The organism is Halomonas beimenensis, from assembly GCF_002549795.1.
GTDB lineage: Bacteria > Pseudomonadota > Gammaproteobacteria > Pseudomonadales > Halomonadaceae > Halomonas > Halomonas beimenensis.
The window spans coordinates 2144808-2169051 of sequence record NZ_CP021435.1; the positions used below are offsets into that span (position 1 = coordinate 2144808).

Consider the following 24244-nt stretch of genomic DNA (forward strand, 5'->3'; position numbering starts at 1 on the left):
GTCGTCACCTCAGAAGATTTCGGGTTCGTCTTGTCGTTGGCCATTCTGGAGGATGTCGAAGTCGCATCCCTGGTCGGCCTGGGTCACGTGCTCCTGGAAGATCGCGGTGTAGCCGCGATCGATCCGCGGACTCGGGGCCCGCCAGGCCTGCCGGCGGGCCTCGAGCTCCTGCTCGTCGATGCACAGCTCCAGGCGGCGGGCGTCGATGTCCAGCTCGATCTCGTCGCCGTCGCGCACCAGGGCCAGGGGACCGCCCACGGCGGACTCCGGCGCCACGTGCAGCACGCAGGTGCCGTAGTGGGTCCCGCTCATGCGGGCGTCGGAGATGCGCAGCATGTCGCGCACGCCCTGGGCGAGCAGCTTCTTGGGGATCGGCAGCGCGCCCCACTCGGGCATGCCCGGCGCGCCCTTGGGGCCGGCATTGCGCAGCACCAGCACGGAGTCGGCGGTGATCTCGAGGGCCGGGTCGTCGATGCGCGCCACCAGGTCGGCATGATTGTCGAACACCACCGCCCGGCCGCGATGGCGGGCCAGCTCGGGGTTGGCGGCGCTGGCCTTGATCACCGCGCCGTTCGGCGCCAGGTTGCCGCGCAGCACGGCGAGCGCCGCCCCCGGGGTGACCGGCTCGCCGAAGTGCCGGATGACGTCGTCGTCATAGCACTCGGCGGGCGCGATCCACTCGCCCAAGGCCTTGCCGGAGATGCCGCCGGCGTCCAGGTCCAGGTGGCCGTCGAGGCGCTTGAGCAGCGCCGGCAGTCCCCCGGCATAGAAGAAGTCCTCCATCAGGTACTCGCCCGACGGGAAGATGTTGGCCAGCACCGGGATCTCCCGGGCCACGGCGTCCAGGTCGTCCAGGGTCAGCTCGACGCCGGCCCGCCGGGCCAGGGCGATCAGGTGCACGGCGGCGTTGGTGGAGCCGCCCATGGCCATGTAGCAGCGGGCGCCGTTGAGGAAGCTCTCCCGGGTCAGGAAGTCGGAGGGCTTGAGGTCCTCCCAGATCATCTCGACGATGCGCGAGCCGCATTCGGAGGCCATGCGGATGTGGCCGGAATCCGCCGCCGGGATGCTGGAGGCGCCGGGCAGGGTCAGGCCCATGGCATCGACGATGGACGTCATGGTCGAGGCCGTGCCCATGGTGTTGCAGGTGCCGTTGGAGCGGGTCATGCGCGACTCCAGGTCCACCCAGTCCTCCTGGGTGATGTTGCCGCTGCGCAGCTCGTCCCAGTACTTGCGGGTATGGGTGCCGGCGCCCAGGGTCTTGCCCTTCCACTTGCCGTTGAGCATCGGGCCGGCGGGGCAGAAGATCGACGGGATGTCCATGCTGATGGCGCCCATCAGCAGCCCCGGGGTGGTCTTGTCGCAGCCGCCCAGCAGCACTACCCCGTCGATGGGGTGCGAGCGCAGCAGTTCCTCGGCCTCCATGGCCAGGAAGTTTCGGTAGAGCATGGTGGTCGGCTTGACCATCACCTCGCCGAGGGACATGGCGGGCAGCTCCACCGGGAAGCCGCCCGCCGCCCAGACCGCGCGCTTGACCGCCTCGGCACGATCCTTCAGGTGGGCATGACAGGGGCTCAGGTCGCTCCAGGTGTTGAGAATGCCGACCACGGGCTTGCCCATGAACTCCTCGCGACGCAGGCCCATCTGCTGGGTGCGCTGCCGATGCGCGAAGCCACGCATGTCCTGGGAGTCGTACCAGCGCTGGCTGCGCAGTTGGTCGATGGTGCGTCGGTCCTTGTTCATCATTCAGCCTCTCGGGTTCACCGCCATGGCGGACACGGCGTCATTATCGTAGCGCTACGAAATACTGTGCCACGCCAGGCCGACTGTCAACTTGGCGCCTAGTCCGAGCGTAACCCGCTGCCTATGTCGGCCTCGGGTCGGGCTGCAACCCTCGGTGTTTCGGGAGCTTGCCGAAGATTTACGACTTTCGTCGCATAAACATGGCATTAGCGTGCCCGGGAGCAACTTGACACCCCCACGGCCCAACCCTACTATTTCGTAGCGCTACGATATGACGGCGTGATCGACACCCCGACAACCCAGACAACAATCAGAACGCGACGGCCGTCCGGCGAGACCCCTGGCCGCCAGGCGCTACTCTCGGAGAGAACGCATGCCAACGCTTATTTCCCTGCTCGACCGCCTCAACCGGCAGACGACCCTCTGGGCCGGCCGGGTGGCGACCCTGCTGCTGGCGGCCATGCTGGCCGTCATGATCGTCCACGTCTTCTACCGCTACGCCCTGGGAGACAGCTTCGGTTGGACCGAGGAGTTGTCGCGCTACATGATGGTCTGGATGGCCTTCCTCTACTTCCCGGCCGCCCACAAGAAGGGCCTCAACGTCAGCCTCGAGGTCTGCACCGAATGGTTCAAGGGCTCACGCCCCTGGCAACTGCTACAGCTGCTGCTCGAGGTGGCGATCCTCGCCGCCCTGATCTGGTGCATCCAGCTCGGCCTCGACCGCATCGAGCGCGGCGCCACCACCCAGAGCCTGGCCCTGGGCATCCCCATGGCCCAGGTCTACTACGTCCTGCCGCTGAGCTTCGCCCTCACCGCCCTGTGCTCCCTGGAACGGGTGCTCCGCGCCGCCTACGCCCTGGTGGCCCCCCGGGCCGCGGCCAGGCTGGGCGCCGGCCAAGGCGATACCGACAAACAACAGGCGGAGGCCTGAGCCATGACATTCGCTTACCTGTGGATCTTCGCGGCGCTGCTGGTGCTCGGCATGCCGATCGTCTTCCTGATGCTGATCGCGCCAGGCATCAGCCTGGTGCTCGAAGGCAAGGTGATGTTCCTCGACCTGCTCTTCCAGCGCCTCTTCGCGGGCATCGACAGCTTCCCTCTGATGGCCCTGCCCTTCTTCATCCTGGCCGGCGAACTGATGACCGCGGGCGGGGTCACCTCGAGGATCGTCAAGTTCGCCGAGACCCTGATCGGTCACCGCAAGGCCGGCCTGGGGCAGGTCTCGGTCTCGTCCTCGCTGATGCTCGCCGGCGGTTCCGGCTCGGCGGTGGCGGACGCCTCGGCGCTGGGCTCGGTGATGATCCCGGCCATGAAGGACTCCGGCTACACCAACCGCTTCTCCGCGGCGGTGACGGCGGCCTCGGCGGTTATCGCCAGCATCATCCCGCCGAGCGGCATCTTCATCCTCTATGCGTTCATCATGAACGTCTCGGTGGCGGGCATGTTCGCCGGTGGCATCCTGCCCGGCATCCTGATCGGCGTGGGCCTGATGATCACCATCTCGATCATGACCCGCTTCAAGGAATTTCCCGAGCCCCTGCCCCGGGCGAGCTGGGGCGAGAAGTGGCAGGCCTTCGTGTCGGCCTTCATGCCCCTGCTGACGCCGGTGATCCTGATCGGCGGCATCGTCGGCGGCATCTTCACCCCCACGGAGGGCGCGGCCATCGCCGCCTTCTATGCGCTGATCCTGGGCCTGTTCGTGACCCGCGACCTGAAGGTCAGAGACCTGCCGGCCATCTTCGGCAAGGCGGCGCTGAGCTCGGCGGTGGTCCTGCTGCTGGTCGGCGCCGCGGTGGCCTTCGCTTCCCTGGTCAGCCTCAAGGGCACCCCTCAGCTGGTCAGCGGCTTCATCCTGGGCATCACCGACGACCCGACCCTGCTGTTCTTCCTGGTGGTGGCCTTCCTGCTGGGGATCGGCACCATCATGGACGCCGGCCCGGCCATCCTGATCCTCGGCCCCATCCTGTCGCCGGTGATGGTCGGCGTGGGCGTCGACCCCATCCACTTCGCCGTGGTCATGAGCGTGACCCTGATCATGGGCCTGATCACCCCGCCCATGGGCCTGGTGCTGTTCGTCGTCGGCAGCATCAGCAACGAGAAGATCGAGAAGATTGCCTGGGAAATGCTGCCGCTGTTCCTGGTCGAGATCGGCATTCTTTTCGCCCTGGTTTATGTGCCGGACCTGGTGCTCGCCATTCCCCGCGCCTTCGGGTACGTCGCATAAGCAACCCTCACCAACCGCACGAGAGGACACAATAATGAAAATGCCAAGCTTCAAGATGAAGGGCATCGCCAGCGCCGTCCTGCTGGGCTCCACCCTGAGCGCCGCTTCCATGGCCAAGGCCGTGGACCTGAACGTGGTCCTGCTGGCCAACGAGCAGGACGAGGAGTACGACGCCGCCCTGGTCTTCGAGAACTACGTGGAGAGCCGTACCGGCGGCGAGGTCAACGTCAACGTCTTCGTCGGTCCCCAGCTGTGCGGTTCCGCGAACGAGTGCTTCGAGGCCATGCAGGCCGGGGTGGTCGATCTCTTCACCGCCACCACCGGAGGCGTGGCCGGCATCTACCCGCCGATCCAGGGCATGGACATTCCCTACACCTTCCCGGATGACCGCACCGCCATGGGCATGCTGTCCGACCCCGAGTTCACCGACTTCCTGCGCGGCGAGATCCTCGAGGCCACCGGCGACGGCATCCGCCTGATGACCATGACCCAGACCGGTGGCTGGCGGAACTTCGCCAACGCCGAGCGCCGGATCAAGAGCCCGGCGGACGTCGAGGGCCTGCGCTTCCGCACCATCGAGTCCGAGATCCAGCAGAACCTGGTCCGGGAGATGGGCGGCTCCCCCACGCCGCTGCCCTGGCTCGAGGTCTACACCGGACTGCAGACCGGGGTGGTCGACGGCACCAAGAACTCGATCTCCGACATCACCAACATGAACTTCCAGGAAGTGCTGAATCACATCACCCTGGACGGCCACGCCTACATGGCGTCCATGTGGCTGATGGGCAACCAGAAGTTCGAGTCCCTCACTCCCGCGCAGCAGCGCGTGGTGGCCGACGGCGCGGCGCTGATGGGCGTGGTGCAGTTCGGCATGCAGCCGCGCAAGGAGCTCGAGGCCTACGAGAAGTGGAACGAGTCCGGCGGCGAGATCTACACCCCCACCGAGGAGGAGATGGAGCAGTTCCGCAGCTACGCGGCGCCGATCCGCGACTGGTACCTGGACAACTACGGCGAGGAAGGCCAGGCCTTCCTGAGCCAGCTCGAGGCCGCGCGTGACCGCGCCGCCGACGAGGTCCAGGCCGATCGCGAGTCCGCCCTCCAGTAAGCCTGCCAGGGCTCTCCCACCGGGGGGGCCTTGCCCTCTGACCCGGAGCCCCGAGGCCTCCCCCTTCCCCGGAAGGTGGCGAGCCTCGGGGCTGTCGCTCGTTTACGCGCCGGGGATCCCGCCGTGGGTCAGGGCGGCGGGATCCAGCAACCGCTCGAGCTCCTCCCGGGACAGCTGGGTCTGCTCCACGGCCACCTCGAGGATGGGCCGTCCCGCCTGGTAGGCCTGCTTGGCGATCGCGGCCGCAGCGTCGTACCCGATTACCGAGTTCAGGGCCGTCACCAGGATGGGGTTGCGCGAGAGCGGCTCGCGCAGATTGTCCTCGCGCACCCTGAAGGTAGCGATGGCCCGGTCGGCCAGCAGCCAGGCGCTGTTGCGCATCAGGGTGATGCCGGTGAGCAGGTTGTTGGCCACCAGGGGCAGCATGACGTTGAGCTGGAAGTTGCCGCTCTGGCCGGCCACGGTCACCGCGGCATCGAGTCCGATCGCCTGAGCCGCCGCCTGGGCCGCGGACTCCGGGATCACGGGATTGACCTTGCCCGGCATGATGGAGCTGCCCGGCTGCAGCGCCTCGAGCTCGATCTCGCCGAGCCCCGCCAGGGGCCCGGAATTCATCCAGCGCAGGTCGTTGGCGATCTTCATGATCACGCAGGCCAGGCCCCGCAGTTGCCCGGAGAGCTCGACCGCGGCGTCCTGGGCCCCGAGGCTGGCGAAGAAGCTGTCGTTGGGCGCGAGCGACAGACCGGTCTGCTGGCTCAGGTCCCGGGCCATCCTCGCGGCGAATTCGGGGTGGGCGTTGATCCCGGTGCCCACCGCGGTGCCGCCCTGGGCCAGCCGACACAATCGCAGCATCGCGCCGTCGAACCGCTCGATGGCCTGAGCCACCTGGCTCGACCAGCCGCCCAGCTCCTGGCTCATGCGCAGCGGCATGGCATCCATCAGGTGCGTCCGCCCGGTCTTGACCACGGCATCGAGCTCGGACGCCCGGACGTCGATGGTCTCGTGAAGGTGCACGAGGGCCGGACGCAGTTCGCGGGTCACCTCCAGGGCTGCCGAGAGGTGCAGGGCGGTGGGGATGACGTCGTTGCTCGATTGCCCCATGTTGACGTGATCGTTGGGGCCGACGTCCAGGCCGTCTCGGCTGGCCAGGCGGGCGAGCACCTCGTTGACGTTCATGTTGCTGGAGGTGCCGGAACCGGTCTGGAAGACGTCCACCGGGAACTGGTCGTCATGATCCCCGGCGATCACCGACTCGGCGGCGGCGACGATGGCCGCCGAGCGCTCGGCATCGAGCAGGCCGAGCTCATGGTTCACCCGCGCCGCGGCCAGCTTGATACGGGCGACGGCATGGATGAAGGCCGTCGGCATGCGCTGGCCGGACACCGGGAAGTTGTTCACCGCCCGCTGGGTCTGGGCCCCATAGAGGGCATCGGCCGGGACCTCCAGCTCGCCCATGCTGTCGCGTTCGATGCGGTGCTCGCTCATGATCGGCTCCTCCTGAGGCATGTCCTTGTCACCATGGTGCTCCCTCGGCGGCCTTGCAAGGCGCAACGGTCACGGGGAAAAATCGTCGTCGCCGATGTTGCACTGCACAAACACGGCTGCTATTGTGCACTGCAACAGATGACGAAGGCATCGGCGAACCGCCCTAGCCTTCATGAACGATGCCACCCAAGGAGGCTCAGACGATGCAAAACTTCGATACCAAGCAGTTCACCGCCCAGTTCGAATCCCTGTTCTTCGGCCCGGCCCGCGCCTACGCCACCCTGTCCGTGGACTTCGCCGAGAAGCTGGCGAACGCCCAGCTCGAGGCCGGCCGCGCCTACACCGAGACCGGCCTGGCCCAGCTGCGCACCCTGCTCGACGTCAAGGATGCCGAAGGCCTGCGCGCCTACATGGAAGGCCAGCAGAAGGTCGCCAAGGACCTGACCGAGCGCCTCAAGGGCGACGCCGAGAAGGTCGTGTCCCTGCAGCAGGACTTCGTCCAGCAGAGCCAGAAGCTGACCGAGGAAAACGTCAAGCAGGCCACCGAGACCGCCACCAAGGCCGCCAAGTAAGCCTGCCGCGCCACCGGCGCGCATGACACGACAGGGCCCCCGCCTCGGCGGGGGCCCTGTCGTTTGCGTTTTGCGGTAAGCTCTCACCGGCACGGGGCGACGCCAACCGGGAGAGTGCGATGAAACACCCCTTACTACCCATCCTGCTGGGCGCGATCCTGGCAGGCTGCCAGGTGCTGCCACCGGAGGGCGCCACGCGCCGCGAGGCACCGCCGGAGGTGATCGACATCGGCGAGGACCGTCCCGCCCCGCCGGGTCGCGTCCCGCGCCGGGTGCCCTTCCCGGCCGAGCAGTATGCCGCCCTGGACAAGACCGGCAGCGCCGCCCTGAGCGGACGGCTGACCCTGGACGGTCGCGCGGGCATCGTGGTCGGCGCCGGCGAGACCATCTCCCTGGCCCCGGTCACCACCTACTCCGCCGAGGCCGCGGAACAGGCGCTGGCCGGCAGGAGCGTTGAGCCCGCCGACCCGCGCGCCCGGGCCTATACCCACACCACCCGCACCGACGACGACGGCTACTTCCTGCTGCGCGGCCTGCCCTCGGGGGACTTCTATGTCTCCGGGAGCCTGGTCGATCCGGCCACCGGCAATCGCCGCATCATCATCCACCAGGTGTCGTTGGCCGACGGCCAGCACCGGGAAGTGCGCCTCCACCGCTGAGGCCCGCCATGGCGACGGCTCGGCCAGGCATCTACCCTGAAGGCGACCCCGCGGTGGCCATCCGGTCCCGCGAGTCCGGAAGGGAGACACGACATGGAAAGCAGCACTCGGGCCCGCAGGCCTGCTCGCCTGGCCATCTGGGCGCTGCCGCTGGGCCTTGCCGTGGCGATGCCGGCTCCTGCCGCCAGCCTGGCCGAGCTCCAGGACAACGGCAGCATCCGCGTCGCCGTGGCCAACGAGGTCCCCTACGGCTACCTGGACGAGGACGGCGAGGGCCGTGGTGCCGGGCCGGACGTGGCCCGCCATGTTCTCGGCGAGCTGGGCATCGGGGAGATCGAGTGGGTGGTGACGGCCTTCGGCGACCTGATCCCCGGTCTCGAGGAGGGCCGCTTCGACATGGCCGCCGCGGAGATGGCCATTCGCTCGGCCCGCTGCGAGCGGGTCCTGTTCTCCGCCCCCAACACCTCCTACGGGGAGGGACTGCTGGTGCGGGCCTCGAACCCGCTCGAGATCGGCGGCTACGAGGACTTCGCCGAACGCGATGACCTGCGCATCGCCGTGCTGGAGGGGGCGACCCAGGTCGGCATGATGGCGACGCTCGGGGTGCCCGACGAGCGGGTGGTGAGGATTGCCGAGAACGATGCGGCCATCGACACCCTGCTCGGCGGCGAGGCCCATGCCTACGCCGGCACGGGGCTCACCGTGAGCCAACTGGCGGCACACAGCCCCGAGGTGGAGGTCGTCGAGGGATTCGAGGATCCGGTCATCGGCGGCGAGATCGTGCGCAGCTGGGGGGCCTTCACCTTCCCGCCGGATGCCGAGCCCCTGCGCGACGCCTTCGACGAGGTGCTGCTCGACTACCGTAACACCCAGGAATGGGAGGACACCCTGGAAGGCTACGGCTTTACCCAGGACGACATCCTCAACGCCTTCCGCTTCGATACCGACTGGCTGTGCAGCCGGGACTGACCGCTACCAGCCCAGGGCCTGCTTGACGAAGGGGATGGTCAGCTTGCGCTGGGCCGAGAGCGAGGCGCGGTCGAGGATCTCGAGCGCCTCGAAGAGGTTGTCCAGGCGGCGCGGGCCGCGGTGCAGGATGTAGCGGGCCACCTCGTCGGGCAACTGCATGCCACGCACCCGGGCGCGCAGCTGCAGGGCATCCAGGCGACCGGCATCGTCCAGCCCCTGGACATGGAAGGTCATGCCCCAGGTCAGCCGGGAGGCCAGGTCCGGCAACCTCACCGCCAGTTGGCGCGGCGGCGCCTGGGCGGCGATCACCAGTCGCCGGCCCTCGTCCCGCAGGCGATTGAAGGCATGGAAGAGTCCCTCCTCCCAACGCTTGCGGCCCACCACGCGATCGAGGTCGTCGATGGCCACCAGGTCGAGGCGCTCGGCGTCCTCCAGCATCAGTGGCGGGAAATGGCCCAGCTCCTCGAGGGGCAGGTACAAGGCACGCCGGTCACGATCGGAGGCGGCGTGGCAGGCGGCCTGCAGGAGATGGCTGCGCCCCACTCCCGACGCCCCCCACAGATAGAGGAAGGGCTCGCCGTCGTCGTCGAGCTGGTGCTTGAGGCGATCGACCAGGGCCGCGTTCGGACCGGGATGGAAGTTGGCGAAGGTGGCGTCGTCGCGCAGCCCTACGCCCAGCGGAAGCTGCGCGGGTGGTCGGCTCATGGCGACTCCTCGTCCTGGGGTTGGCGGCCCGCATCGTAAAGTGTGCTGTTTTTATAATGCGCATGGAGATAACGCAACACCACCATGACCACCGCAGCCACCGGCAGCGCCAGCAGCACGCCGGTGAAACCGAACAGCTGCCCCCCCGCGAGCACGGCGAAGATCACCGCCACCGGGTGCAGGCCGATCTTGTCCCCCAGCAGCTTGGGCTGCAACACCGTACTCTCCACCAGCTGGCCGAAGCCGAAGACGCCTCCTACCGCCAGCAGCATCAACGGATCCCCGAACTGGAAGAAGGCCACCAGCCCGGCGATGCCGATGCCGACGATCACCCCCAGGTAGGGCACGATGCTGGCCAGCCCCGAGAGCAGGCCGATCAGCAGGCCGAACTTCACCCCCAGCAGGGTCAGGCCCACGGCATAGATGATGCCCAGGCAGAGCATGACGATCAGCTGGCCGCGCAGGAAGGCGGCGAGCACCTCGTCGCACTCCCGGGCCAGGTGCACCGCGGCAGGCTCCCAGTGCCGTGGCAGGGAGGCGCGCACCTTGGCGACCAGGATGTCCCAGTCCAGCAACAGGTAGAAGGTCACTACCGGGATCAACGCCAGGTTGCCCACCCAGGCGGCCAGCGCCAGTCCCGAGCGGGACACCTGCGCCAGCAGGGAGGCGGCGAAGGTCCCGGTCTCGCGCCAGTTGTCGAGCAGCGCCTGGCGCATCTGGTCGAAATCGGTACCCAGGTCGATCCCGGTGAGGGCCCGTATCCGCGGCACCAGGCTGGTCTGCCCCCAGTCCAGGGCGGCGGGCAACAGCTCGATGAGCTGGCCGAGCTGGCGGCCCAGCATCGGGATGACCAGCACCAGGGTCAGCACGATGACCAGGCTCAGCAGCAGGAAGACCACCGACACCGACAGGCGCCGGGACAGTCCGAGCTCCTCGAGCCGGTCGGCGAGGGGATCGCCGAGATAGGCCAGGACCATGCTGACGAAGAAGGGCATCAGCACCGGCTCGATGCTGATGAAGAACCACAGTCCGATGGCCGCCAGGACGGCCAGGATCCACCCTTGTCTACGCATCGCGCTCTCCCTGTGTGATGCCCGGCACGGCGGTGCGAGCCGCGCGCCGTGATGCTACAATTCTGGCCCGATCTTGCCCAGCCCGGCGCCCTCCCGGCGCCGGAGCGACTCTTCGACAGCAATGTTCATACAGGACAGGTCATGACCGATTCCACCAATCGCCCGAGCGGGGCTTCCCTCAGCTACAAGGATGCCGGTGTCGACATCGATGCCGGGAATGCCCTGGTCGACCGCATCAAGGGCGTCGCCCGCCGTACCACCCGCCCCGAGGTGATGGGTGGCCTGGGCGGCTTCGGCGCCCTGTGCCAGCTGCCCAGCGGCTATCGCGAGCCGGTGCTGGTCACCGGGACCGATGGGGTGGGCACCAAGCTGCGACTGGCCATGGACCTGGGACGCCACGACACCATCGGTATCGACCTGGTGGCCATGTGCGTCAACGACCTGGTGGTCGCCGGCGCCGAACCGTTGCTGTTCCTCGACTACTATGCCACGGGCAAGCTCGATGTGGACATCGCCGCCGACGTGGTGAGCGGCATCGGCGAGGGTTGCGAGCAGGCCGGTTGCGCCCTGGTGGGCGGCGAGACCGCCGAGATGCCCGGCATGTACGAGGGCAACGACTACGATCTGGCCGGCTTCTGCGTCGGCGTGGTGGAGAAGGACGAGATCCTCGACGGCAGCCGCGTCGCCGAGGGCGATGTGCTGCTGGGCATGGCCTCCTCCGGCCCGCATTCCAACGGCTACTCGCTGATCCGCAAGATCCTCGAGGTCGGCGGCGCCTCCCTGGACACCGCCATCGACGGCCGTCCCCTCGGCGAGGCCCTGCTGGCCCCGACCCGCATCTACGTCAAGCCGCTGCTGTCGCTGCTCAGGGAAACCGACGTCCCGGTGCATGCCCTGTCGCATATCACCGGCGGCGGCCTCACCGAGAACCTGCCGCGGGTGCTGCCCGAGGGCGCCGCGGCCCGTATCGATGTGGCCAGCTGGCATCGCCCGGCGATCTTCGACTGGCTGCAGCAGCAGGGCAACGTCGAGGACCAGGAAATGTACCGGGTGCTGAACTGCGGCATCGGCATGGTGCTCGCGGTGCCGGCGGACAAGGCCGACCAGGCCCGAGCTCACCTCCAGGGCCTGGGCGAGACCGTCTACCGGATCGGCGAGATCGTCGCCCGGGGCGAGGGCGAGGAAATCGTTCAGCTGGAGAACCTCGGGGCATGAGCGAGAACGGCTACGCGAGCGACACCCTGCAGGACTTCACTCCCGAGCCCGCCGACGCCCGGCGGGTGGTGGTCCTGATCTCCGGCAGCGGCACCAACCTCCAGGCGCTGATCGACGCCCAGCAGCACGACGAACTGGGCGGCGAGATCGTCGCGGTGATCTCCAACCAGCCCGACGCCTACGGACTCCAGCGGGCCCGGGAAGCCGGCATCGACGCCGTCGCCCTGCCCCACCGCGAGTACGAGAGCCGGGAGGCCTTCGACGGCGCCCTGATCAAGGTCATCGAGCGTCACGAGCCCGACCTGGTGGTGCTGGCCGGCTTCATGCGCATCCTCACGCCACGCTTCGTGCAGCGTTTCCTGGGGCGGATGCTCAACATCCATCCCTCGCTGCTCCCTGCCTACCAGGGCCTGCATACCCATGCCCGGGCGCTCGCCGACGGTGCGGTCGAGCACGGCTGCAGCGTGCACTTCGTCACCGAGGAGCTCGACGGCGGTCCGGTGGCGATCCAGGCTGCGGTGGCGATCGCCCCGGACGAGACCGAGGACAGCCTGAAGGCCAAGGTCCAGGCCCGGGAGCACCTGATCTTCCCCATCGCCGTGCGCTGGTTCCTCGAAGGCCGCCTGCGGCTGGAGGGCGATGCCGCCACCATGGACGGCACCCCCCTGCCGCCCACCGGCATGCGCCTCTCCCACGCCGACGCCGCCGAGGAGCTGGACGAGGACGCCGAGGAGTAAGCTGCAAGCTGCAAGCTGCAAGCTGCAAGCTGCAAGCTGCAAGCTGCAAGCTGCAAGTAAGCAGCGTGAAATAATATGCAGCAAAAGAAGACCCCGAAAGTCTCGGCTTTCGGGGTCTTCTTGTCTTCGAGGTAGTATCTCAAACTCAAGAAAGCAGCCGATTTGCGCAGCGAGCGATGGCAGGCTGGGTGCCGCCGGAGCACAGGAACCGGAGTGTAGCCTGCTACATGAGGATTCCGAGCACCGCCGGCGCGCAGGATGGCAAGCGCAGCAGCAAATCGACGCTTTCTCAGGTTCGGGGAAGGGTCACGCCCCGCTGCCCCATGTACTTGCCACCGCGGTCCTTGTAGGAGATATCGCAGACCTCGTCGGACTCCAGGAACAGCATCTGGGCCACCCCCTCGTTGGCGTAGATCTTGGCCGGCAGGTTGGTGGTGTTGGAGAATTCCAGGGTGACGTGCCCCTCCCACTCCGGCTCCAGCGGCGTGACGTTGACGATGATGCCGCAGCGCGCGTAGGTGGACTTGCCGAGACAGATGGTCAGCACGCTGCGCGGGATACGGAAGTACTCCACCGTCCGGGCCAGGGCGAAGGAGTTGGGCGGGATCACGCAGACGTCGCCCTTGACGTCGACGAAGCTCTTGTCGTCGAAGCCCTTGGGGTCCACCACGGCGGAGTGGATGTTGGTGAACACCTTGAACTCGTCGGCGCAGCGCACGTCGTAGCCGTAGCTGGACGTCCCGTAGGAGATCACCCGCCGATCGTTCACATAGCGCACCTGGTCGGCCTCGAAGGGCTCGATCATGCCTTCCCGCTCGGCCATGCGGCGGATCCAGTGGTCGGATTTGATGCTCATGGGTCGTCCTGCTGGGTGAAATGGAAATGCAAAGGGGCCGCCATGATAGCGGCCCCGGGCGAGGGCGTCACTTCCCGTGGGCGGGAACCACGGGCGGTCCGCCTCAGTCGCTGAAGGAAATTTCCGGGCCCTCGTCCGCCGCCGCGCCCTTGAGCTGCTCGGCCACCTGGCGGGCCATGGCGCGCAGGCTGGCCGTGGTCTCGCCTTCCGGCTCGGCGACCACGGTGGGCCGGCCGCCGTCGGCCTGCTCGCGGATGGAGAGCGCCAGCGGAAGCCGACCGAGCAGTCGAGTGTCGTACTCCCTGGCGATACGCTCGCCGCCGCCCTCGCCGAAGATCGGCTCGCTGTGCCCGCAGTTCGAGCACACGTGAAGGCTCATGTTCTCCACCACCCCGAGTACCGGCACGTTCACCTTGCGGAACATCTCGATGCCCTTGCGGGCATCGAGCAGGGCGATGTCCTGGGGCGTGGTGACGATCACCGCGCCGTCCACCGGCACCTTCTGGGCCAGGGTCAGCTGGATGTCGCCGGTACCCGGCGGCATGTCGATGAACAGCACGTCGAGGTCGTCCCAGACGGTCTGGGTCAGCAGCTGCTGGAAGGCACCGGCCACCATGGGCCCGCGCCAGACCATGGGCTCACGGGTGTCGACCATGAAGGCCATCGACATGGCCTGGAGCCCGTGAGCCTGCAGCGGCTTCATGCGGTTCTCGCCGGCGGCCTCGGGCCGCACGCCCTCGCCGACCCCGAGCATCTGGGCCTGGCTGGGGCCATGGATATCGGCATCCAGGATGCCCACGCGGTAGCCCTCGGCGGCCATGGCCAGCGCCAGGTTGACGGCGACGGTGGACTTGCCCACCCCGCCCTTGCCGGACGCCACGGCGACGATGTGCTTGACCCCTTCGATCACGACTCGCTCCTTACCTGCGGTTGGGACGGCCCGCCAGTATACCCGGGCGGCCCGCGGACAATGCAATGCCGCGCCCCTGCCCGACAGCGACAGGGACGCCGAGGGGGGATCGAGCTCAGGGGTCGGCCGGCGCCTGCTCCTCGGTGGCGGACGCTTCGGCCTCGGTGGCGGCGGCCCGCTCGGCCACCTCGTCGCTGAGCTCCACCAGGCGTTCCCGCCAGCTGGCCACATCCCGCTCGAGCTGCTCGAGCTGGCGGCGCCGGTCGACGATCCGGGCATCCAGTTCGGCCAGTTCCTCGCGGCCGGCCTGCACCTGCGCCTGGGTGTCGCGAAGTTCGTCACGGGCGGCGTCGCGCTGGGACTGCAGCGTCGCCTGCTGCTCGCGCAGGCCGGCCAGTCGTTCCTGGAGCTCCTCGACCCGTGCCTCGAGGCCGGTCAACTCCTCGACCACCGCCCCTCGACGGCTCTCGGCCTCCTGCTGCGCCTGCTCCGCCTGCTCCCGGGCGGCCTGGGCCTGGTCACGGGCCTGTTCCGCCGCCTGACGACCGTCTTCCGCCTCCTGGCGGGCGGCCTGAGCCTCGTCCCGTGCCTGCTCCGCCTCGGCCGCCTGCTGCTGGACCTCGGCCAGGGCGGACCGGGCCTCGGAGAGGCGCGACTCCGCCGTCTCGGCCTCCTCGGTCGCCGCCGCCACCCGGGTGCTGGTGTCCGCGAGCCGTGTTTCCGCGGCCTCGATCTCACCGCTGATCCGCTCCAGTCGGGCCAGGCCTTCCTGGCGACGGGACTCCAACGACTCGATCCCCGCGCGCAGGTCGGCAAGCTCGGTCTCGGCGGCGTTCAATTCATCGAGGCGCGTCGCCAGGGCCTCGTTCTCCGCCATGGCCGTCTCCAGTCGGGACTGCAGCGACACACGGGCCTCGTTGCTGGAGCTGACGCTGGACTGGGCGACCAGCGCCCAGATGATGGCAACCACCGCCACGCCCGCCAGGGCCCTGACACGGTTGTCCCGAAACAGCTCGCGTAACGTCGTCTCGGCCATAGCCTCATTCCTCCCGACACCGGATGCGCCTGCCGGCGAGCCTTCGCCGGCCACCGGTTTCAGCATAGATCAGTCACCGCCGATCTGGCGTCCGGCAGCGTCCTCTCGGGAAGGCCGGCTCTGGATTGGCAAGCCCCGCGGTTCGCGGCATATCATGCCGGTAAGCCTCCAGACCGGCACGCCCATGATTCCACCTCAGGCTCGCGCCCGCCATTTCCGTCAGACGAGACGGACACTCCACTTTACCTGGCGGGTCCTCGGCGCCTTCGTGCGCAACCGGGGGATCCTGCTGGCCGGCGGGGTGGGCTACAACATCCTGCTCTCGATCGTGCCGCTCTTCGCCCTGCTGGTGGTGCTGCTGGCTCGGGTGGTGGACGAGCAACACCTGCTCGCCGTGCTGGCCATCCAGGCACGCCATCTCGCCCCGGCCCATGCCGAGGTATTGCTCGGGGCGGTACGCTCGCTGCTCGATTCCCGGGACGCCATCGGCATCCTCGGGATTCCCGTGCTGCTGGTCTTCAGCTCCTTCGCCTTCCGCATGCTCGAGGACGCACTGGCCATCATCTTCCATGCCCCGGACATCCACGCCGGCCGGTCGCTCTGGGTCTCGGTGCTGATGCCCTATGCGTTCATGGTGGTGCTGGGAGCGGGCCTGATGGGCCTGACCCTGCTGGTCAGCCTCGCCGACGCCGTCAATACGCTGTGGATGGCGATGCTCGGCCGCGAGCTGCCCCTGGCAGGGCTGTCCGGGACCGCCCTCAACCTGACCAGTTTCGCCGGGGTCTTCCTGCTGTTCAGCGCCATCTACAAGGTGATGCCGGTGGTCCGGGTGGCCCTGAGGCGGGCCATCGTCGGCGGCTTCGTGGCCGCGCTGCTCTGGGAGGGGGTGCGGCTGCTGCTGGTCTTCTACTTCGAGAACCTGTCCTTCGTGAACGCCGTCTACGGCTCGCTGGCCACGCTGATCGCCGTGCTGCTGACCCTGGAAGCCGGCGCCGTCATCCTGCTGCTCGGCGCCCAGGTGATCGCCGAGCTCGAGCGCAACGCCCGACTCGGGGTGCCCTGGTACCTGGACCCGCGACACGAGGCCGTGACCCATGTCGACTAGACGGTCCAGGGAGGCGCTCGACAGGCGCCGGATGCCCCGCTGCCGGGGACTAGAAGGTCGAAAGCCCCGTGACCTCCATCACTCGATACCGCCAGTACGCCAGTCGCCCCATGGCATGCTTCGCGGCATGGGGATGGCTGGTGGTGCGCTCGGGCGTGGAATGCCAGCGACGGGCGAAGAAGGCGTCCGCCTCGGCCAGGGCGGGCAGGGTCGGCGGCCCGACCAGGCGCACGCTGGTCTCGAGGTTGAGGTCATCGAGGTTGCGGCGGGTGAAGTTGGCCGAGCCGAGAATCATCTCCACTTCGCCCCCATCGGCGGGATGGCGCAGCAGTAGCTTGGTGTGGCATTGCTCGCCGCGGGTCGCGCACCACCGAACCGGGATGCCCGCCGTCGTCAGCTCCTCGGCCACCGGACGGTTGGGAATCCCGCCCTTGTCGATGCCGAAGGCCTCGTGATTGGGGTCGAGCAGCACGCGAACCGTCACGCCCCGGCGATGGGCGGCGATGAGTGCCTCGACGATCTCGCGATGAGCCAGGTAGAAGACCGCGACGTCGACTCGATCCCCTTCCCCCGCCCGATCCACGACGGTCACCAGGGCATCGCGGATGGCGCCTTCGGTGAGCACCTGCAAGCGTGCCCCGGGCAAATCGTCCTCGGCCACCGGCGGTCGGGGTCCGGGCAGCGAGACCCCGGACCAGCCGGCCACCGCACGCTCCGAGGCCAGCAGGTCGAGCGCGGCCGCCCCCGAGAAGCGCAGCGCCACGTTGCCGTGCAGGCTGCTGGCATCGTGGGCATTGGCCGAGGTCACCAGGCCGGCCCAGCCGTCGCCCTCGTCCACCACCAGGGTCTTGCGGTGATTGGCGTTGAAGTTGGCCATGGCGAGATAGCTGCGCAGGGTTACCCGCCCGGGCCCCAGGGCGTTGGGCAGCCAGCCCGCCGAGGCGCTGTTGCCCACCCAGCGGGGGCCCAGGTGCCAGAGACCCGACCACAGCGGGTTGGAGGCCCGCAGCCGATTGAGGTCCGTCAGCACCACCTCCACGCCGGCCGCGCGCAGCCGTTCCAGGTGATCGAGCCGGAGCCCGCCGTAGAGGGTGTTCAAGGGATCGGTGATCACCACCGCGCGGAGCTCCGGGTGGCGGGCCCGCTGTCGGATCAGCGCCTCGGTGAGCTCGGTCGAGAGCGGCCGGAACTCGGCGCCTCGCGCCTGGCCCGCGAAGTCGTTGAACAGGAACATGTCGACCACCGCCAGGCGACGGGCCTGGCCGATCATCGCCAGCACCTCGTCGAAGATCGCCTGTCGACGGTGCCTGCGCCCCTCGGCGTCGTACCAGGTCTCGTCGATCAGGAAACGGACCTCGCCGGCCGGACGCAGCGGATGGGCCGACCCGATGCCCTCGGGGAGAGGCTTGTAGCGTTGCCAGGCGCCCATGACCGCCCAGGCCAGGATCAAGGCAACCAGTATCCCCCACGCCATGGGCATCCTCCCCCGTCTCGCCGACATCCTTGATGCTCCCTGCCCGAACGACGCGCCGCGTGATGGCGACGCCTCTCGGAAGCATACCTCGAAGCGGGACAGGGGTGCAGCCGGGCAGGCGGCCCCTCAGTGGCCCGAGCGAGTGCGCTCGCGTCGACGCAGGGACCGCAACAGCAGGGCCACGCCCAGGGAGGCCAGGCCGGCGACGGCCAGCAAGGCCAGCAGGGGGAACTCGGTGGGGTGCTGGTGCAGCGAGGGCGCGCCATGGCCGGGGTGGCCCAGCACCGGGGTGGCCAGCGTGGTCAGTGCGGGAACCGTGAATACGGCGGTGATCCGGGACATCGGTGTGGTCTCCTGAAGGTAGGAAAGGGAAGGCAAGGCGAGGGACCCGTTCAGTCGGACGCCTCGGCCCGGTGCTCCGGCGGCCGGCGTTCCGGCGGCAGGCGTTCCGGCGGCAGGCGTTCCGGCGGCCGCCGGTCGGGGAGCATGCCGCGATCGAGCAGGAAGGCGATGATCTCCTCCAGGCCGACGCCGTCGTGCAGATTGGTGAACACGAAGGGACGCTCGCCGCGCATCATGCGGGCATCGCGCTCCATCACCGCGAGGGAGGCATGCACCTGCTCGGCGATGTCGATCTTGTTGATGATCAGCAGGTCCGACTTGGTGATACCGGGGCCGCCCTTGCGGGGGATCTTGTCGCCGGCCGAGACGTCGATGACGTAGAGCGTCAGGTCGGAGAGCTCGGGGCTGAAGGTCGCCGAGAGGTTGTCGCCGCCGGACTCGACCAGCACCAGCTCGAGCCCGGGATGACTCGCCTGCAGGTCGTCGATGGCGGCGAGGTTCATGGAGGCGTCCTCGCGGATGGCGGTATGCGGGCAACCGCCGGTCTCGACGCCGAGGATGCGATCCGCCGGCAGCGCCTCGTGGCGGGTCAGGAAGTCGGCGTCCTCGCGAGTGTAGATGTCGTTGGTGACCACGGCGATATCGTAGTGATCCCGCAGGGCCAGGCACAGCCGCTTGAGCAGCGCCGTCTTGCCGGAGCCCACCGGGCCGCCGACGCCGATCCGCAGGCAATGGGTCATCATTTCTCTCCTTGTCCGCCATGGCGGCTCTATCAAGTTTGCAATGCCGGAGGCCAGTCGCTGCCGAATCCACCTTGCGCGGCCGCTGTCGACTCGGCCGAGGCGACGCGGTCGATCTTCAGGGAAGAAGATCGAGGCGAGCCGGCACAAGGATGTGCCGTCTTGCCGACCGCAGGAGACCGGCAGAGACGTCAGGGTTTCGGACGCGTGGCGTGGTGAGCGCAGCGTGCTGGCCTGGCATCCTCATGGATCAGCTCCTGAACAACCGCGAGTACTGGGTCTCGTGCTGGGCGCTGGCCAGCGCCAGGCCGGGCAGCATGGGACCGAGTGCGTCGTCGTCGCGCACGAGGGCCGCGTCCACCGCGCTCGAAAGCGCCGGGCGCAGGCGCTCGATCAGCCGCTGGGCGGCGGTGTGGCCGAGCGGCAGCGCCTTGCAGGCCACGGCGAGCTGGTTCTCTAGCCAGGCCCAGGCGAAGCCGAGCAGCGCCTGGCGTGGCGCCACGCCACGGGCATGGGCCAGCCAGGCGAAGACACCGACGTAGCCCATGCCCTCCAGGCGCGACGGCGTCGGGGGCGTCAGCTCGAGGCTCTTCACCAGCCGTGTCAGGGCGGCGCCGAGGCGCGCCTCCTCGGCGGCCAGCTCGGCGGTCTCGCGGGTGGCCGCGAGCCAGCCGTTCCAGTGCCGGAGCGCATCGGGGTCGTCCACGGCCCAGGCCGCCATGAGGCGCGCCAGGGCCGGCAGTTCGCAGCGCCCCAGGCCGTCGTCGAGCACGCCTTCCAGCCAGTCGCCTAGATCATCCTCGCCGCGCACCCAGCCCAGCTCGAAGGCGCTCTCCAGGCCCTGGGACCAGGCGAAGGCGCCGATCGGCAGCGCCGGGCTGACCAGCTGCATCAGCCCCAGCAGCGCCAGGTCGTCCGACTCAGTGGGCATGGTCATGACCGTGATGGTGATCGTGATGACGGTGGTGATGGCCGCCCTCCCCGGCCCGGGCATAGGCGCCGGGCTCGGGATCGAAGGGCGCTTCGTGATGCTCGAGCCGCGCGCCCAGGCGCCGGGCCAGTTCCTCCAGCACGTGATCCGGCGGGAAGCGCACCCAGCCGAGGCCATCGGCGTCGACGCCGATCGCCAGTTGCACGTGGCGGTTGCCCAGGTGATAGCTCAGCCGCGCCAGCGGCAGGCCCGCCTCGAGGCGCGCGGTGACCACCGGCTCCGCCGCGGCCTGGACGCGGATCGTCTGGCCGGCCTCGCCGGCCAGCCCGTCGCCATGGCGCAGTACCGGCCCGCGGTCGAGGAAGATCCCGAGCTCGCGGCCGCCATCGGAGGTGGCCTTGAAGCGCCCTCGGGTGCGGGTCGCGTAGTCGAGGGTCAGGCTGCCCGCGCCGGCGCTCGCCGCGATCGGCCCCAGGCGTTCGATCAGTTTCCACATGGCAATTTCCTCGAGTCCGGGTGAGGTGTGAGGGGTTTGGGGTGACTTCCAACGCCTCACTCCTAACCCCTTACCCCTCACCTCTTCCCTCTGCCCTCTTCCAGCTTGCAGCTTGCAGCTTGCAGCTTGCAGCTTGCAGCTTGCAGCTCAGAATAAGTGATAGCGCTGGGCCAGGGGCAGCTCGGCCAGGGGCTCGCAGCTCAGCAGCTCGCCGTCGCAGCGCACCTCGTAGGTCTGCGGGTCCACGCTGAGCTCGGGACAGGCGTCGTTAAGCTTCATATCGCCCTTGCGGACCCCGCGAACGTCATGACACGCCACCAGTTGGCTCTGCAGGCCCAGCCGCTCCCCAATGCCCGCCTCCAGCGCCGCCTGGCTGACGAAGGTCACCCGCGTGGCGCTCGGCGCCCGGCCGAAGGCGCCGAACATCGGCCGGTAGTGCACCGGCTGCGGGGTGGGGATCGAGGCGTTGGGATCGCCCATCGGCGCGGCGGCGATCATGCCGCCCTTGAGGATCAGCGCCGGCTTGACGCCGAAGCAGGCCGGGTCCCAGAGCACCAGGTCGGCCAGCTTGCCAACCTCCACCGAGCCCACCTCGTGGCCGATGCCGTGGGTGATGGCCGGGTTGATGGTGGTCTTGGCGATGTAGCGCCTGGCGCGGAAGTTGTCGGCGCCGAGCGCTTCGTCCTCGGGCAGCAGGCCGCGCTGCAGCTTCATCTTGTGGGCGGTCTGCCAGGTGCGGCAGATCACCTCGCCGACTCGTCCCATGGCCTGGGAGTCCGAGGCGATCATCGAGATCACCCCCAGGTCGTGGAGGATGTCCTCGGCGGCGATGGTCTCGCGCCGGATACGCGAGTCGGCGAAGGCCACGTCCTCGGGGATGTTGGGATCGAGGTGATGGCAGACCATCAGCATGTCGAGATGCTCGTCGATGGTGTTCACCGTGTAGGGCCGGGTCGGATTGGTCGACGACGGCAGCACGTAGGGCTTGGCGCAGGCGGTGAGGATGTCCGGCGCGTGGCCACCCCCGGCCCCCTCGGTGTGATAGGTGTGGATGGCGCGTTCCTTGAACGCGGCCAGGGTGTCCTCGACGAAGCCCGACTCGTTGAGGGTGTCGGTATGAATGGCGATCTGAACGTCGTAGCGCTCGGCCACGCTCAGGCAGTTGTCGATGGACGCCGGCGTGGTGCCCCAGTCCTCGTGCAGCTTGAGGCCCATGGCCCCGGCCATGAGCTGGGCCTCCAGGGCCTCCGGCAGGCTGGCGTTGCCCTTGCCGAGCAGGCCGATGTTCATCGGCAGGGTGTCGATGGCCTGCAGCATCTTGCCGAGGTGCCAGGCGCCGGGGGTGCAGGTGGTGGCATTCGACCCCGTGGCGGGGCCCGTTCCACCGCCGAGCATGGTGGTCACGCCGCTGGCCAGCGCTTCCTCTACCTGTTGGGGGCAGATGAAGTGGATATGGGCGTCGATGTGGCCGGCGGTGAGGATCTTGCCTTCACCGGCGATCACCTCGGTGCCGGGGCCGACGACGAGTTGCACGTCGGGCTGGGTATCGGGGTTGCCGGCCTTGCCGATGGCGGCGATGCGCCCGCCCCGAAGCCCCACGTCGGCCTTGACGATGCCCCACCAGTCGAGGATCAGGGCGTTGGTGATGACGGTATCCATGACCGCGTCGTCATGGCGCTGGCTCTGGCCCATGCCGTCACGGATCACCTTGCCGCCGCCGAACTTCACCTCGTCGCCGTAGTGGGTGGCGTCATGCTCGACCTCGATCCAAAGCTCGGTGTCGCCGAGGCGCACCCGGTCGCCCACCGTGGGGCCATACATTTCGGCATAGGCCTGCCGGCCAATCGTGTTGCAAGCGCTCATGACGTCTCTCCTGAATCGCCGTCCAGGGCCCCCATCACCTCGCCGCGGAAGCCGAAGACGTGCCGACAGCCGGCGAAGGGGATCAGCGTGACCTCCCGAGCCTGCCCGGGCTCGAAGCGGATCGCCGTGCCCGCGGCCACGTCCAGGCGCCGGCCGCGGGCCTGGGCCCGGTCGAAGACCAGCGCCGGGTTGGCCTCGGCGAAGTGATAATGGGAGCCGACCTGGACCGGCCTATCGCCGGTATTGGCCACCTCGAGGGTGATCCGCGTGCGCCCCTCGCAGAGCGCGATCTCGCCGTCCTGAAGCCGATATTCACCGGGTATCATGTCGTGGCTCCTTGCAGTCGCCGTGAGAGGTCAGGGGTTGGTGGTGAGGCGTCTCCATCGCCCTCGCTCCCTACACCTCCCCCTTTCCAGTTCACACAATCGGGTCGTGGATCGTGACCAGCTTGGTCCCATCGGGAAAGGTCGCCTCGACCTGCACCTGATCGACCATCTCGGCCACCCCCTCCATGACGTCGTCGCGGCCGAGGATCTCGCGGCCCTCCCCCATCAGCTCGGCCACGCTGCGCCCGTCCCGGGCACCTTCGAGGACGTGGCAGCTGATCAGCGCCACCGCCTCCGGATAGTTCAGCTTCAGGCCGCGATCGCGGCGCCGCTCGGCCAGCAGGCCGGCGGTGAACAGCAGCAGCTTGTCCTTGTCTCTCGGGGTCAGTTCCATGTCGGCGGCTCCCTCATCATGAGTTGGTTCGGGCTTCGAGCTTCGAGCTTCGAGCTTCGAGCTTCGAGCTTCGAGCTTCGACAAGATGGTGCTCGATGCCCGTAGCGCGTCGCTCGCAGCCGAGGCGAAGCCTCGTCAGGTCCTCCAGATCCGTGGCACACAGGCCTCGCGCCCCGCCAGCCGGGGTCGCAGCACCTCCCAGGCCCGCTGGCAGAGCGACCAGGCGACGTTGCGCTCGTGCCCCAGGTAGCGCAGCAGCAGCACCCCCTGACGCGCCGTCACCGCCCACTCGCGGCTCGCCGGCAACGCCTCGCGCAGGGCCTCGATCGCACCGGCTTCGTCGTCGAGCCCCACCGCCCAGAGCGTCGCCTGGACGCCGGTCCCGCCCTGCCCCCAGGCGCCACGGAAGCGGCGATGGGTCGGGTCGAGCACCTGACGCTCCCACCAGAGCGGGTGGCCGTCGCGGGTCAGGCGAAAGCGCTGCTCGATGGCCCCCGACACATAGGGCAGCTCGCTCGCCAATCGGCCCAGCACCAGCACCTCCCAGCCCAGGCAGCGGGCGTTGCCGGTGAGCTCGATGTCGGTGACCTGGCTGCCCCGAGAGCCATCGAAGGCGATCGTCTCCTGGGGCAGCCATTCCAGCAGCGCGTCCTCGGCCACGCAGAGCCGGGTGCGCTGATGCCAGCGCACGCCTCGGCTGTCGGCGCGATAGAGCTTGTTGGCCGCCGGCGTGGTGAGCAGGGCATGAGCGCCGGATAACAGCGTGGCCTCGATGGCGAGCTCGTCGCCGCTGACCAGCCCCCCGGGCGGGTGCAGCAGATAGACATGGCAGGCGCCGGAACGACCCGCCTGGTCGGGGACCTCCGGGTAGAAGGGACGCTGGACCCGCAGCGGGCCCCGATGGCGAGCCTTGAGCAACCGGGTACGGCCGTCGGCGCGAGCATCGAAGTCCAGTGCCAGCTTCGCCGCCCAGCGACGCTCGTCGTCGAAGCGGTGGCCCGACTCGGTGGGCGACGGTAGGGCAGGCGGGATGGCGGTCATCGACGGGTCCTGTGGGTCCGGTGGCGGTTACCGGTTCCCCAGCAAGTCACGTACCAAACTGGCAATTGTTCCAAAATATCGTTTTCGTACAATGACTTGACTTGTACACAACCCGGTAGACAATCGCATCATTGCACCACTGAGGCTCGTGCTGCGCCTTGCTTGCGCACCAATATCGATCGACGACATGTCTCTCGCACCAGGATGACGCATGGCGCCCCTCGTCGCCGACGCCCCGAGTGCGCG

Annotated in this window: 25 protein-coding genes; 9 read left to right on the plus strand and 16 right to left on the minus strand. The window is 68.6% G+C overall.

Features of this window, described 5'->3' with window-relative positions:
• Nucleotides 1-9 precede the first annotated feature (9 nt).
• Nucleotides 10-1743, minus strand: coding sequence for an L-arabinonate dehydratase (araD, locus tag BEI_RS10140; RefSeq protein WP_097789413.1), 1734 nt, complete (start codon nucleotides 1741-1743; stop codon nucleotides 10-12).
• A 370-nt stretch (nucleotides 1744-2113) separates the two neighbouring features.
• Here araD and BEI_RS10145 point away from each other — a divergent pair, with 370 nt between their 5' ends.
• The 3 genes from BEI_RS10145 to BEI_RS10155 are packed head-to-tail and all read left to right on the plus strand — an operon-like array spanning nucleotide 2114 to nucleotide 5069.
• Nucleotides 2114-2671 (plus strand): TRAP transporter small permease, encoded by a 558-nt coding sequence (locus tag BEI_RS10145; protein ID WP_097789414.1) that lies wholly within the window; start codon nucleotides 2114-2116, stop codon nucleotides 2669-2671.
• Between the two features lie 3 nt (nucleotides 2672-2674).
• Nucleotides 2675-3964, plus strand: a complete 1290-nt coding sequence (locus tag BEI_RS10150; protein ID WP_097789415.1) for a TRAP transporter large permease — start codon at nucleotides 2675-2677, stop codon at nucleotides 3962-3964.
• Nucleotides 3965-3998: 34 nt separating this feature from the next.
• On the plus strand, nucleotides 3999-5069 hold the full coding sequence (locus BEI_RS10155; protein ID WP_097789416.1) for a TRAP transporter substrate-binding protein: 1071 nt from the start codon (nucleotides 3999-4001) through the stop codon (nucleotides 5067-5069).
• Nucleotides 5070-5171: 102 nt separating this feature from the next.
• Here the strand turns inward: BEI_RS10155 and BEI_RS10160 are convergent, their stop codons facing one another.
• Nucleotides 5172-6554, minus strand: a complete 1383-nt coding sequence (locus tag BEI_RS10160; protein ID WP_097789417.1) for a class II fumarate hydratase — start codon at nucleotides 6552-6554, stop codon at nucleotides 5172-5174.
• Between the two features lie 203 nt (nucleotides 6555-6757).
• Here BEI_RS10160 and BEI_RS10165 point away from each other — a divergent pair, with 203 nt between their 5' ends.
• The 3 genes from BEI_RS10165 (at nucleotide 6758) to ehuB (ending at nucleotide 8754) form a co-directional block, all read left to right on the plus strand.
• Complete coding sequence (locus BEI_RS10165) at nucleotides 6758-7126, plus strand: phasin family protein (protein WP_097789418.1); 369 nt, start codon at nucleotides 6758-6760, stop codon at nucleotides 7124-7126.
• Between the two features lie 119 nt (nucleotides 7127-7245).
• Entirely contained in the window at nucleotides 7246-7785 is a 540-nt protein-coding gene (locus BEI_RS10170) for a carboxypeptidase-like regulatory domain-containing protein (RefSeq protein WP_097789419.1), read from the plus strand.
• A 93-nt stretch (nucleotides 7786-7878) separates the two neighbouring features.
• On the plus strand, nucleotides 7879-8754 hold the full coding sequence (gene ehuB / locus BEI_RS10175) for an ectoine/hydroxyectoine ABC transporter substrate-binding protein EhuB (RefSeq protein ID WP_097789420.1): 876 nt from the start codon (nucleotides 7879-7881) through the stop codon (nucleotides 8752-8754).
• Nucleotides 8755-8757: 3 nt separating this feature from the next.
• Here ehuB and hda read toward each other — a convergent pair whose 3' ends face one another.
• Together hda and BEI_RS10185 are read right to left on the minus strand one after the other, a co-directional pair.
• Nucleotides 8758-9459: a DnaA regulatory inactivator Hda gene (gene hda, locus BEI_RS10180; protein ID WP_097789421.1), complete on the minus strand. Its 702-nt coding sequence runs from the start codon at nucleotides 9457-9459 to the stop codon at nucleotides 8758-8760.
• Nucleotides 9456-10532 carry an AI-2E family transporter gene (locus BEI_RS10185; protein ID WP_097789422.1) on the minus strand — a complete coding sequence of 359 codons (1077 nt, stop codon included), beginning with the start codon at nucleotides 10530-10532 and terminating at the stop codon, nucleotides 9456-9458. Before BEI_RS10185 ends, hda begins: the two co-directional genes overlap by 4 nt.
• A gap of 141 nt (nucleotides 10533-10673) precedes the next feature.
• Here BEI_RS10185 and purM point away from each other — a divergent pair, with 141 nt between their 5' ends.
• Together purM and purN are read left to right on the plus strand one after the other, a co-directional pair.
• Nucleotides 10674-11747, plus strand: coding sequence for a phosphoribosylformylglycinamidine cyclo-ligase (gene purM / locus BEI_RS10190; RefSeq protein WP_097789423.1), 1074 nt, complete (start codon nucleotides 10674-10676; stop codon nucleotides 11745-11747).
• Entirely contained in the window at nucleotides 11744-12484 is a 741-nt protein-coding gene (gene purN / locus BEI_RS10195; RefSeq protein ID WP_097789424.1) for a phosphoribosylglycinamide formyltransferase, read from the plus strand. Before purM ends, purN begins: the two co-directional genes overlap by 4 nt.
• A 289-nt stretch (nucleotides 12485-12773) precedes the next feature.
• Here purN and dcd read toward each other — a convergent pair whose 3' ends face one another.
• From dcd to BEI_RS19150, 3 genes are all read right to left on the minus strand, one after another.
• Nucleotides 12774-13340: a dCTP deaminase gene (dcd, locus tag BEI_RS10200; RefSeq protein WP_097789425.1), complete on the minus strand. Its 567-nt coding sequence runs from the start codon at nucleotides 13338-13340 to the stop codon at nucleotides 12774-12776.
• Between the two features lie 103 nt (nucleotides 13341-13443).
• Nucleotides 13444-14247, minus strand: coding sequence for an iron-sulfur cluster carrier protein ApbC (gene apbC / locus BEI_RS10205; protein ID WP_193765205.1), 804 nt, complete (start codon nucleotides 14245-14247; stop codon nucleotides 13444-13446).
• Nucleotides 14248-14365: 118 nt separating this feature from the next.
• Nucleotides 14366-15286 carry a coiled-coil domain-containing protein gene (locus BEI_RS19150; RefSeq protein WP_097789427.1) on the minus strand — a complete coding sequence of 307 codons (921 nt, stop codon included), beginning with the start codon at nucleotides 15284-15286 and terminating at the stop codon, nucleotides 14366-14368.
• 184 nt (nucleotides 15287-15470) lie between these two features.
• On the opposite strand from BEI_RS19150, the gene BEI_RS10215 reads away from it, so the two are divergent.
• Nucleotides 15471-16391 carry a YihY/virulence factor BrkB family protein gene (locus BEI_RS10215; protein WP_097791050.1) on the plus strand — a complete coding sequence of 307 codons (921 nt, stop codon included), beginning with the start codon at nucleotides 15471-15473 and terminating at the stop codon, nucleotides 16389-16391.
• A 49-nt stretch (nucleotides 16392-16440) separates the two neighbouring features.
• Here BEI_RS10215 and BEI_RS10220 read toward each other — a convergent pair whose 3' ends face one another.
• The 9 genes from BEI_RS10220 to BEI_RS10260 all read right to left on the minus strand — a co-directional run bounded on the left by BEI_RS10220 (nucleotide 16441) and on the right by BEI_RS10260 (nucleotide 23998).
• On the minus strand, nucleotides 16441-17865 hold the full coding sequence (locus BEI_RS10220; RefSeq protein WP_097791051.1) for a phospholipase D family protein: 1425 nt from the start codon (nucleotides 17863-17865) through the stop codon (nucleotides 16441-16443).
• Nucleotides 17866-17991: 126 nt separating this feature from the next.
• Nucleotides 17992-18207 (minus strand): hypothetical protein, encoded by a 216-nt coding sequence (locus tag BEI_RS10225; protein WP_097789428.1) that lies wholly within the window; start codon nucleotides 18205-18207, stop codon nucleotides 17992-17994.
• Between the two features lie 50 nt (nucleotides 18208-18257).
• Nucleotides 18258-18947: an urease accessory protein UreG gene (ureG, locus tag BEI_RS10230; protein ID WP_227644439.1), complete on the minus strand. Its 690-nt coding sequence runs from the start codon at nucleotides 18945-18947 to the stop codon at nucleotides 18258-18260.
• A 250-nt stretch (nucleotides 18948-19197) separates the two neighbouring features.
• A complete protein-coding gene (locus tag BEI_RS10235; RefSeq protein ID WP_227644440.1) occupies nucleotides 19198-19878 on the minus strand; it encodes an urease accessory protein UreF in 681 nt (226 codons plus the stop codon).
• Nucleotides 19868-20374 (minus strand): urease accessory protein UreE, encoded by a 507-nt coding sequence (gene ureE / locus BEI_RS10240; RefSeq protein WP_097789430.1) that lies wholly within the window; start codon nucleotides 20372-20374, stop codon nucleotides 19868-19870. Before ureE ends, BEI_RS10235 begins: the two co-directional genes overlap by 11 nt.
• Before the next feature lie 147 nt (nucleotides 20375-20521).
• Nucleotides 20522-22237: an urease subunit alpha gene (gene ureC / locus BEI_RS10245; RefSeq protein WP_097789431.1), complete on the minus strand. Its 1716-nt coding sequence runs from the start codon at nucleotides 22235-22237 to the stop codon at nucleotides 20522-20524.
• A complete protein-coding gene (locus BEI_RS10250) occupies nucleotides 22234-22563 on the minus strand; it encodes an urease subunit beta (protein ID WP_097789432.1) in 330 nt (109 codons plus the stop codon). Before BEI_RS10250 ends, ureC begins: the two co-directional genes overlap by 4 nt.
• A gap of 91 nt (nucleotides 22564-22654) precedes the next feature.
• Nucleotides 22655-22957, minus strand: a complete 303-nt coding sequence (ureA, locus tag BEI_RS10255; protein WP_097789433.1) for an urease subunit gamma — start codon at nucleotides 22955-22957, stop codon at nucleotides 22655-22657.
• A gap of 135 nt (nucleotides 22958-23092) precedes the next feature.
• On the minus strand, nucleotides 23093-23998 hold the full coding sequence (locus BEI_RS10260; protein ID WP_097789434.1) for an urease accessory protein UreD: 906 nt from the start codon (nucleotides 23996-23998) through the stop codon (nucleotides 23093-23095).
• Nucleotides 23999-24244 lie beyond the last annotated feature (246 nt).

Excerpts from the sequence above, each read along its gene's own strand:
- BEI_RS10160 (WP_097789417.1), bottom strand. The coding sequence starts at position 6,554 with ATGAGCGAGCACCGCATCGAACGCGACAGCATGGGCGAGCTGGAGGTC.
- BEI_RS10185 (WP_097789422.1), bottom strand. The coding sequence starts at position 10,532 with ATGCGTAGACAAGGGTGGATCCTGGCCGTCCTGGCGGCCATCGGACTG.
- BEI_RS10150 (WP_097789415.1), top strand. The coding sequence starts at position 2,675 with ATGACATTCGCTTACCTGTGGATCTTCGCGGCGCTGCTGGTGCTCGGC.
- BEI_RS10260 (WP_097789434.1), bottom strand. The coding sequence starts at position 23,998 with ATGACCGCCATCCCGCCTGCCCTACCGTCGCCCACCGAGTCGGGCCAC.
- purM (WP_097789423.1), top strand. The coding sequence starts at position 10,674 with ATGACCGATTCCACCAATCGCCCGAGCGGGGCTTCCCTCAGCTACAAG.
- BEI_RS10250 (WP_097789432.1), bottom strand. The coding sequence starts at position 22,563 with ATGATACCCGGTGAATATCGGCTTCAGGACGGCGAGATCGCGCTCTGC.
- hda (WP_097789421.1), bottom strand. The coding sequence starts at position 9,459 with ATGAGCCGACCACCCGCGCAGCTTCCGCTGGGCGTAGGGCTGCGCGAC.
- BEI_RS10170 (WP_097789419.1), top strand. The coding sequence starts at position 7,246 with ATGAAACACCCCTTACTACCCATCCTGCTGGGCGCGATCCTGGCAGGC.
- BEI_RS10220 (WP_097791051.1), bottom strand. The coding sequence starts at position 17,865 with ATGGCGTGGGGGATACTGGTTGCCTTGATCCTGGCCTGGGCGGTCATG.
- BEI_RS10215 (WP_097791050.1), top strand. The coding sequence starts at position 15,471 with ATGATTCCACCTCAGGCTCGCGCCCGCCATTTCCGTCAGACGAGACGG.
- dcd (WP_097789425.1), bottom strand. The coding sequence starts at position 13,340 with ATGAGCATCAAATCCGACCACTGGATCCGCCGCATGGCCGAGCGGGAA.
- BEI_RS10165 (WP_097789418.1), top strand. The coding sequence starts at position 6,758 with ATGCAAAACTTCGATACCAAGCAGTTCACCGCCCAGTTCGAATCCCTG.
- ureE (WP_097789430.1), bottom strand. The coding sequence starts at position 20,374 with ATGTGGAAACTGATCGAACGCCTGGGGCCGATCGCGGCGAGCGCCGGC.
- araD (WP_097789413.1), bottom strand. The coding sequence starts at position 1,743 with ATGATGAACAAGGACCGACGCACCATCGACCAACTGCGCAGCCAGCGC.
- purN (WP_097789424.1), top strand. The coding sequence starts at position 11,744 with ATGAGCGAGAACGGCTACGCGAGCGACACCCTGCAGGACTTCACTCCC.
- BEI_RS10235 (WP_227644440.1), bottom strand. The coding sequence starts at position 19,878 with ATGCCCACTGAGTCGGACGACCTGGCGCTGCTGGGGCTGATGCAGCTG.
- BEI_RS10145 (WP_097789414.1), top strand. The coding sequence starts at position 2,114 with ATGCCAACGCTTATTTCCCTGCTCGACCGCCTCAACCGGCAGACGACC.
- ureC (WP_097789431.1), bottom strand. The coding sequence starts at position 22,237 with ATGAGCGCTTGCAACACGATTGGCCGGCAGGCCTATGCCGAAATGTAT.
- ureA (WP_097789433.1), bottom strand. The coding sequence starts at position 22,957 with ATGGAACTGACCCCGAGAGACAAGGACAAGCTGCTGCTGTTCACCGCC.
- BEI_RS19150 (WP_097789427.1), bottom strand. The coding sequence starts at position 15,286 with ATGGCCGAGACGACGTTACGCGAGCTGTTTCGGGACAACCGTGTCAGG.
- ehuB (WP_097789420.1), top strand. The coding sequence starts at position 7,879 with ATGGAAAGCAGCACTCGGGCCCGCAGGCCTGCTCGCCTGGCCATCTGG.
- BEI_RS10225 (WP_097789428.1), bottom strand. The coding sequence starts at position 18,207 with ATGTCCCGGATCACCGCCGTATTCACGGTTCCCGCACTGACCACGCTG.
- BEI_RS10155 (WP_097789416.1), top strand. The coding sequence starts at position 3,999 with ATGAAAATGCCAAGCTTCAAGATGAAGGGCATCGCCAGCGCCGTCCTG.
- ureG (WP_227644439.1), bottom strand. The coding sequence starts at position 18,947 with ATGACCCATTGCCTGCGGATCGGCGTCGGCGGCCCGGTGGGCTCCGGC.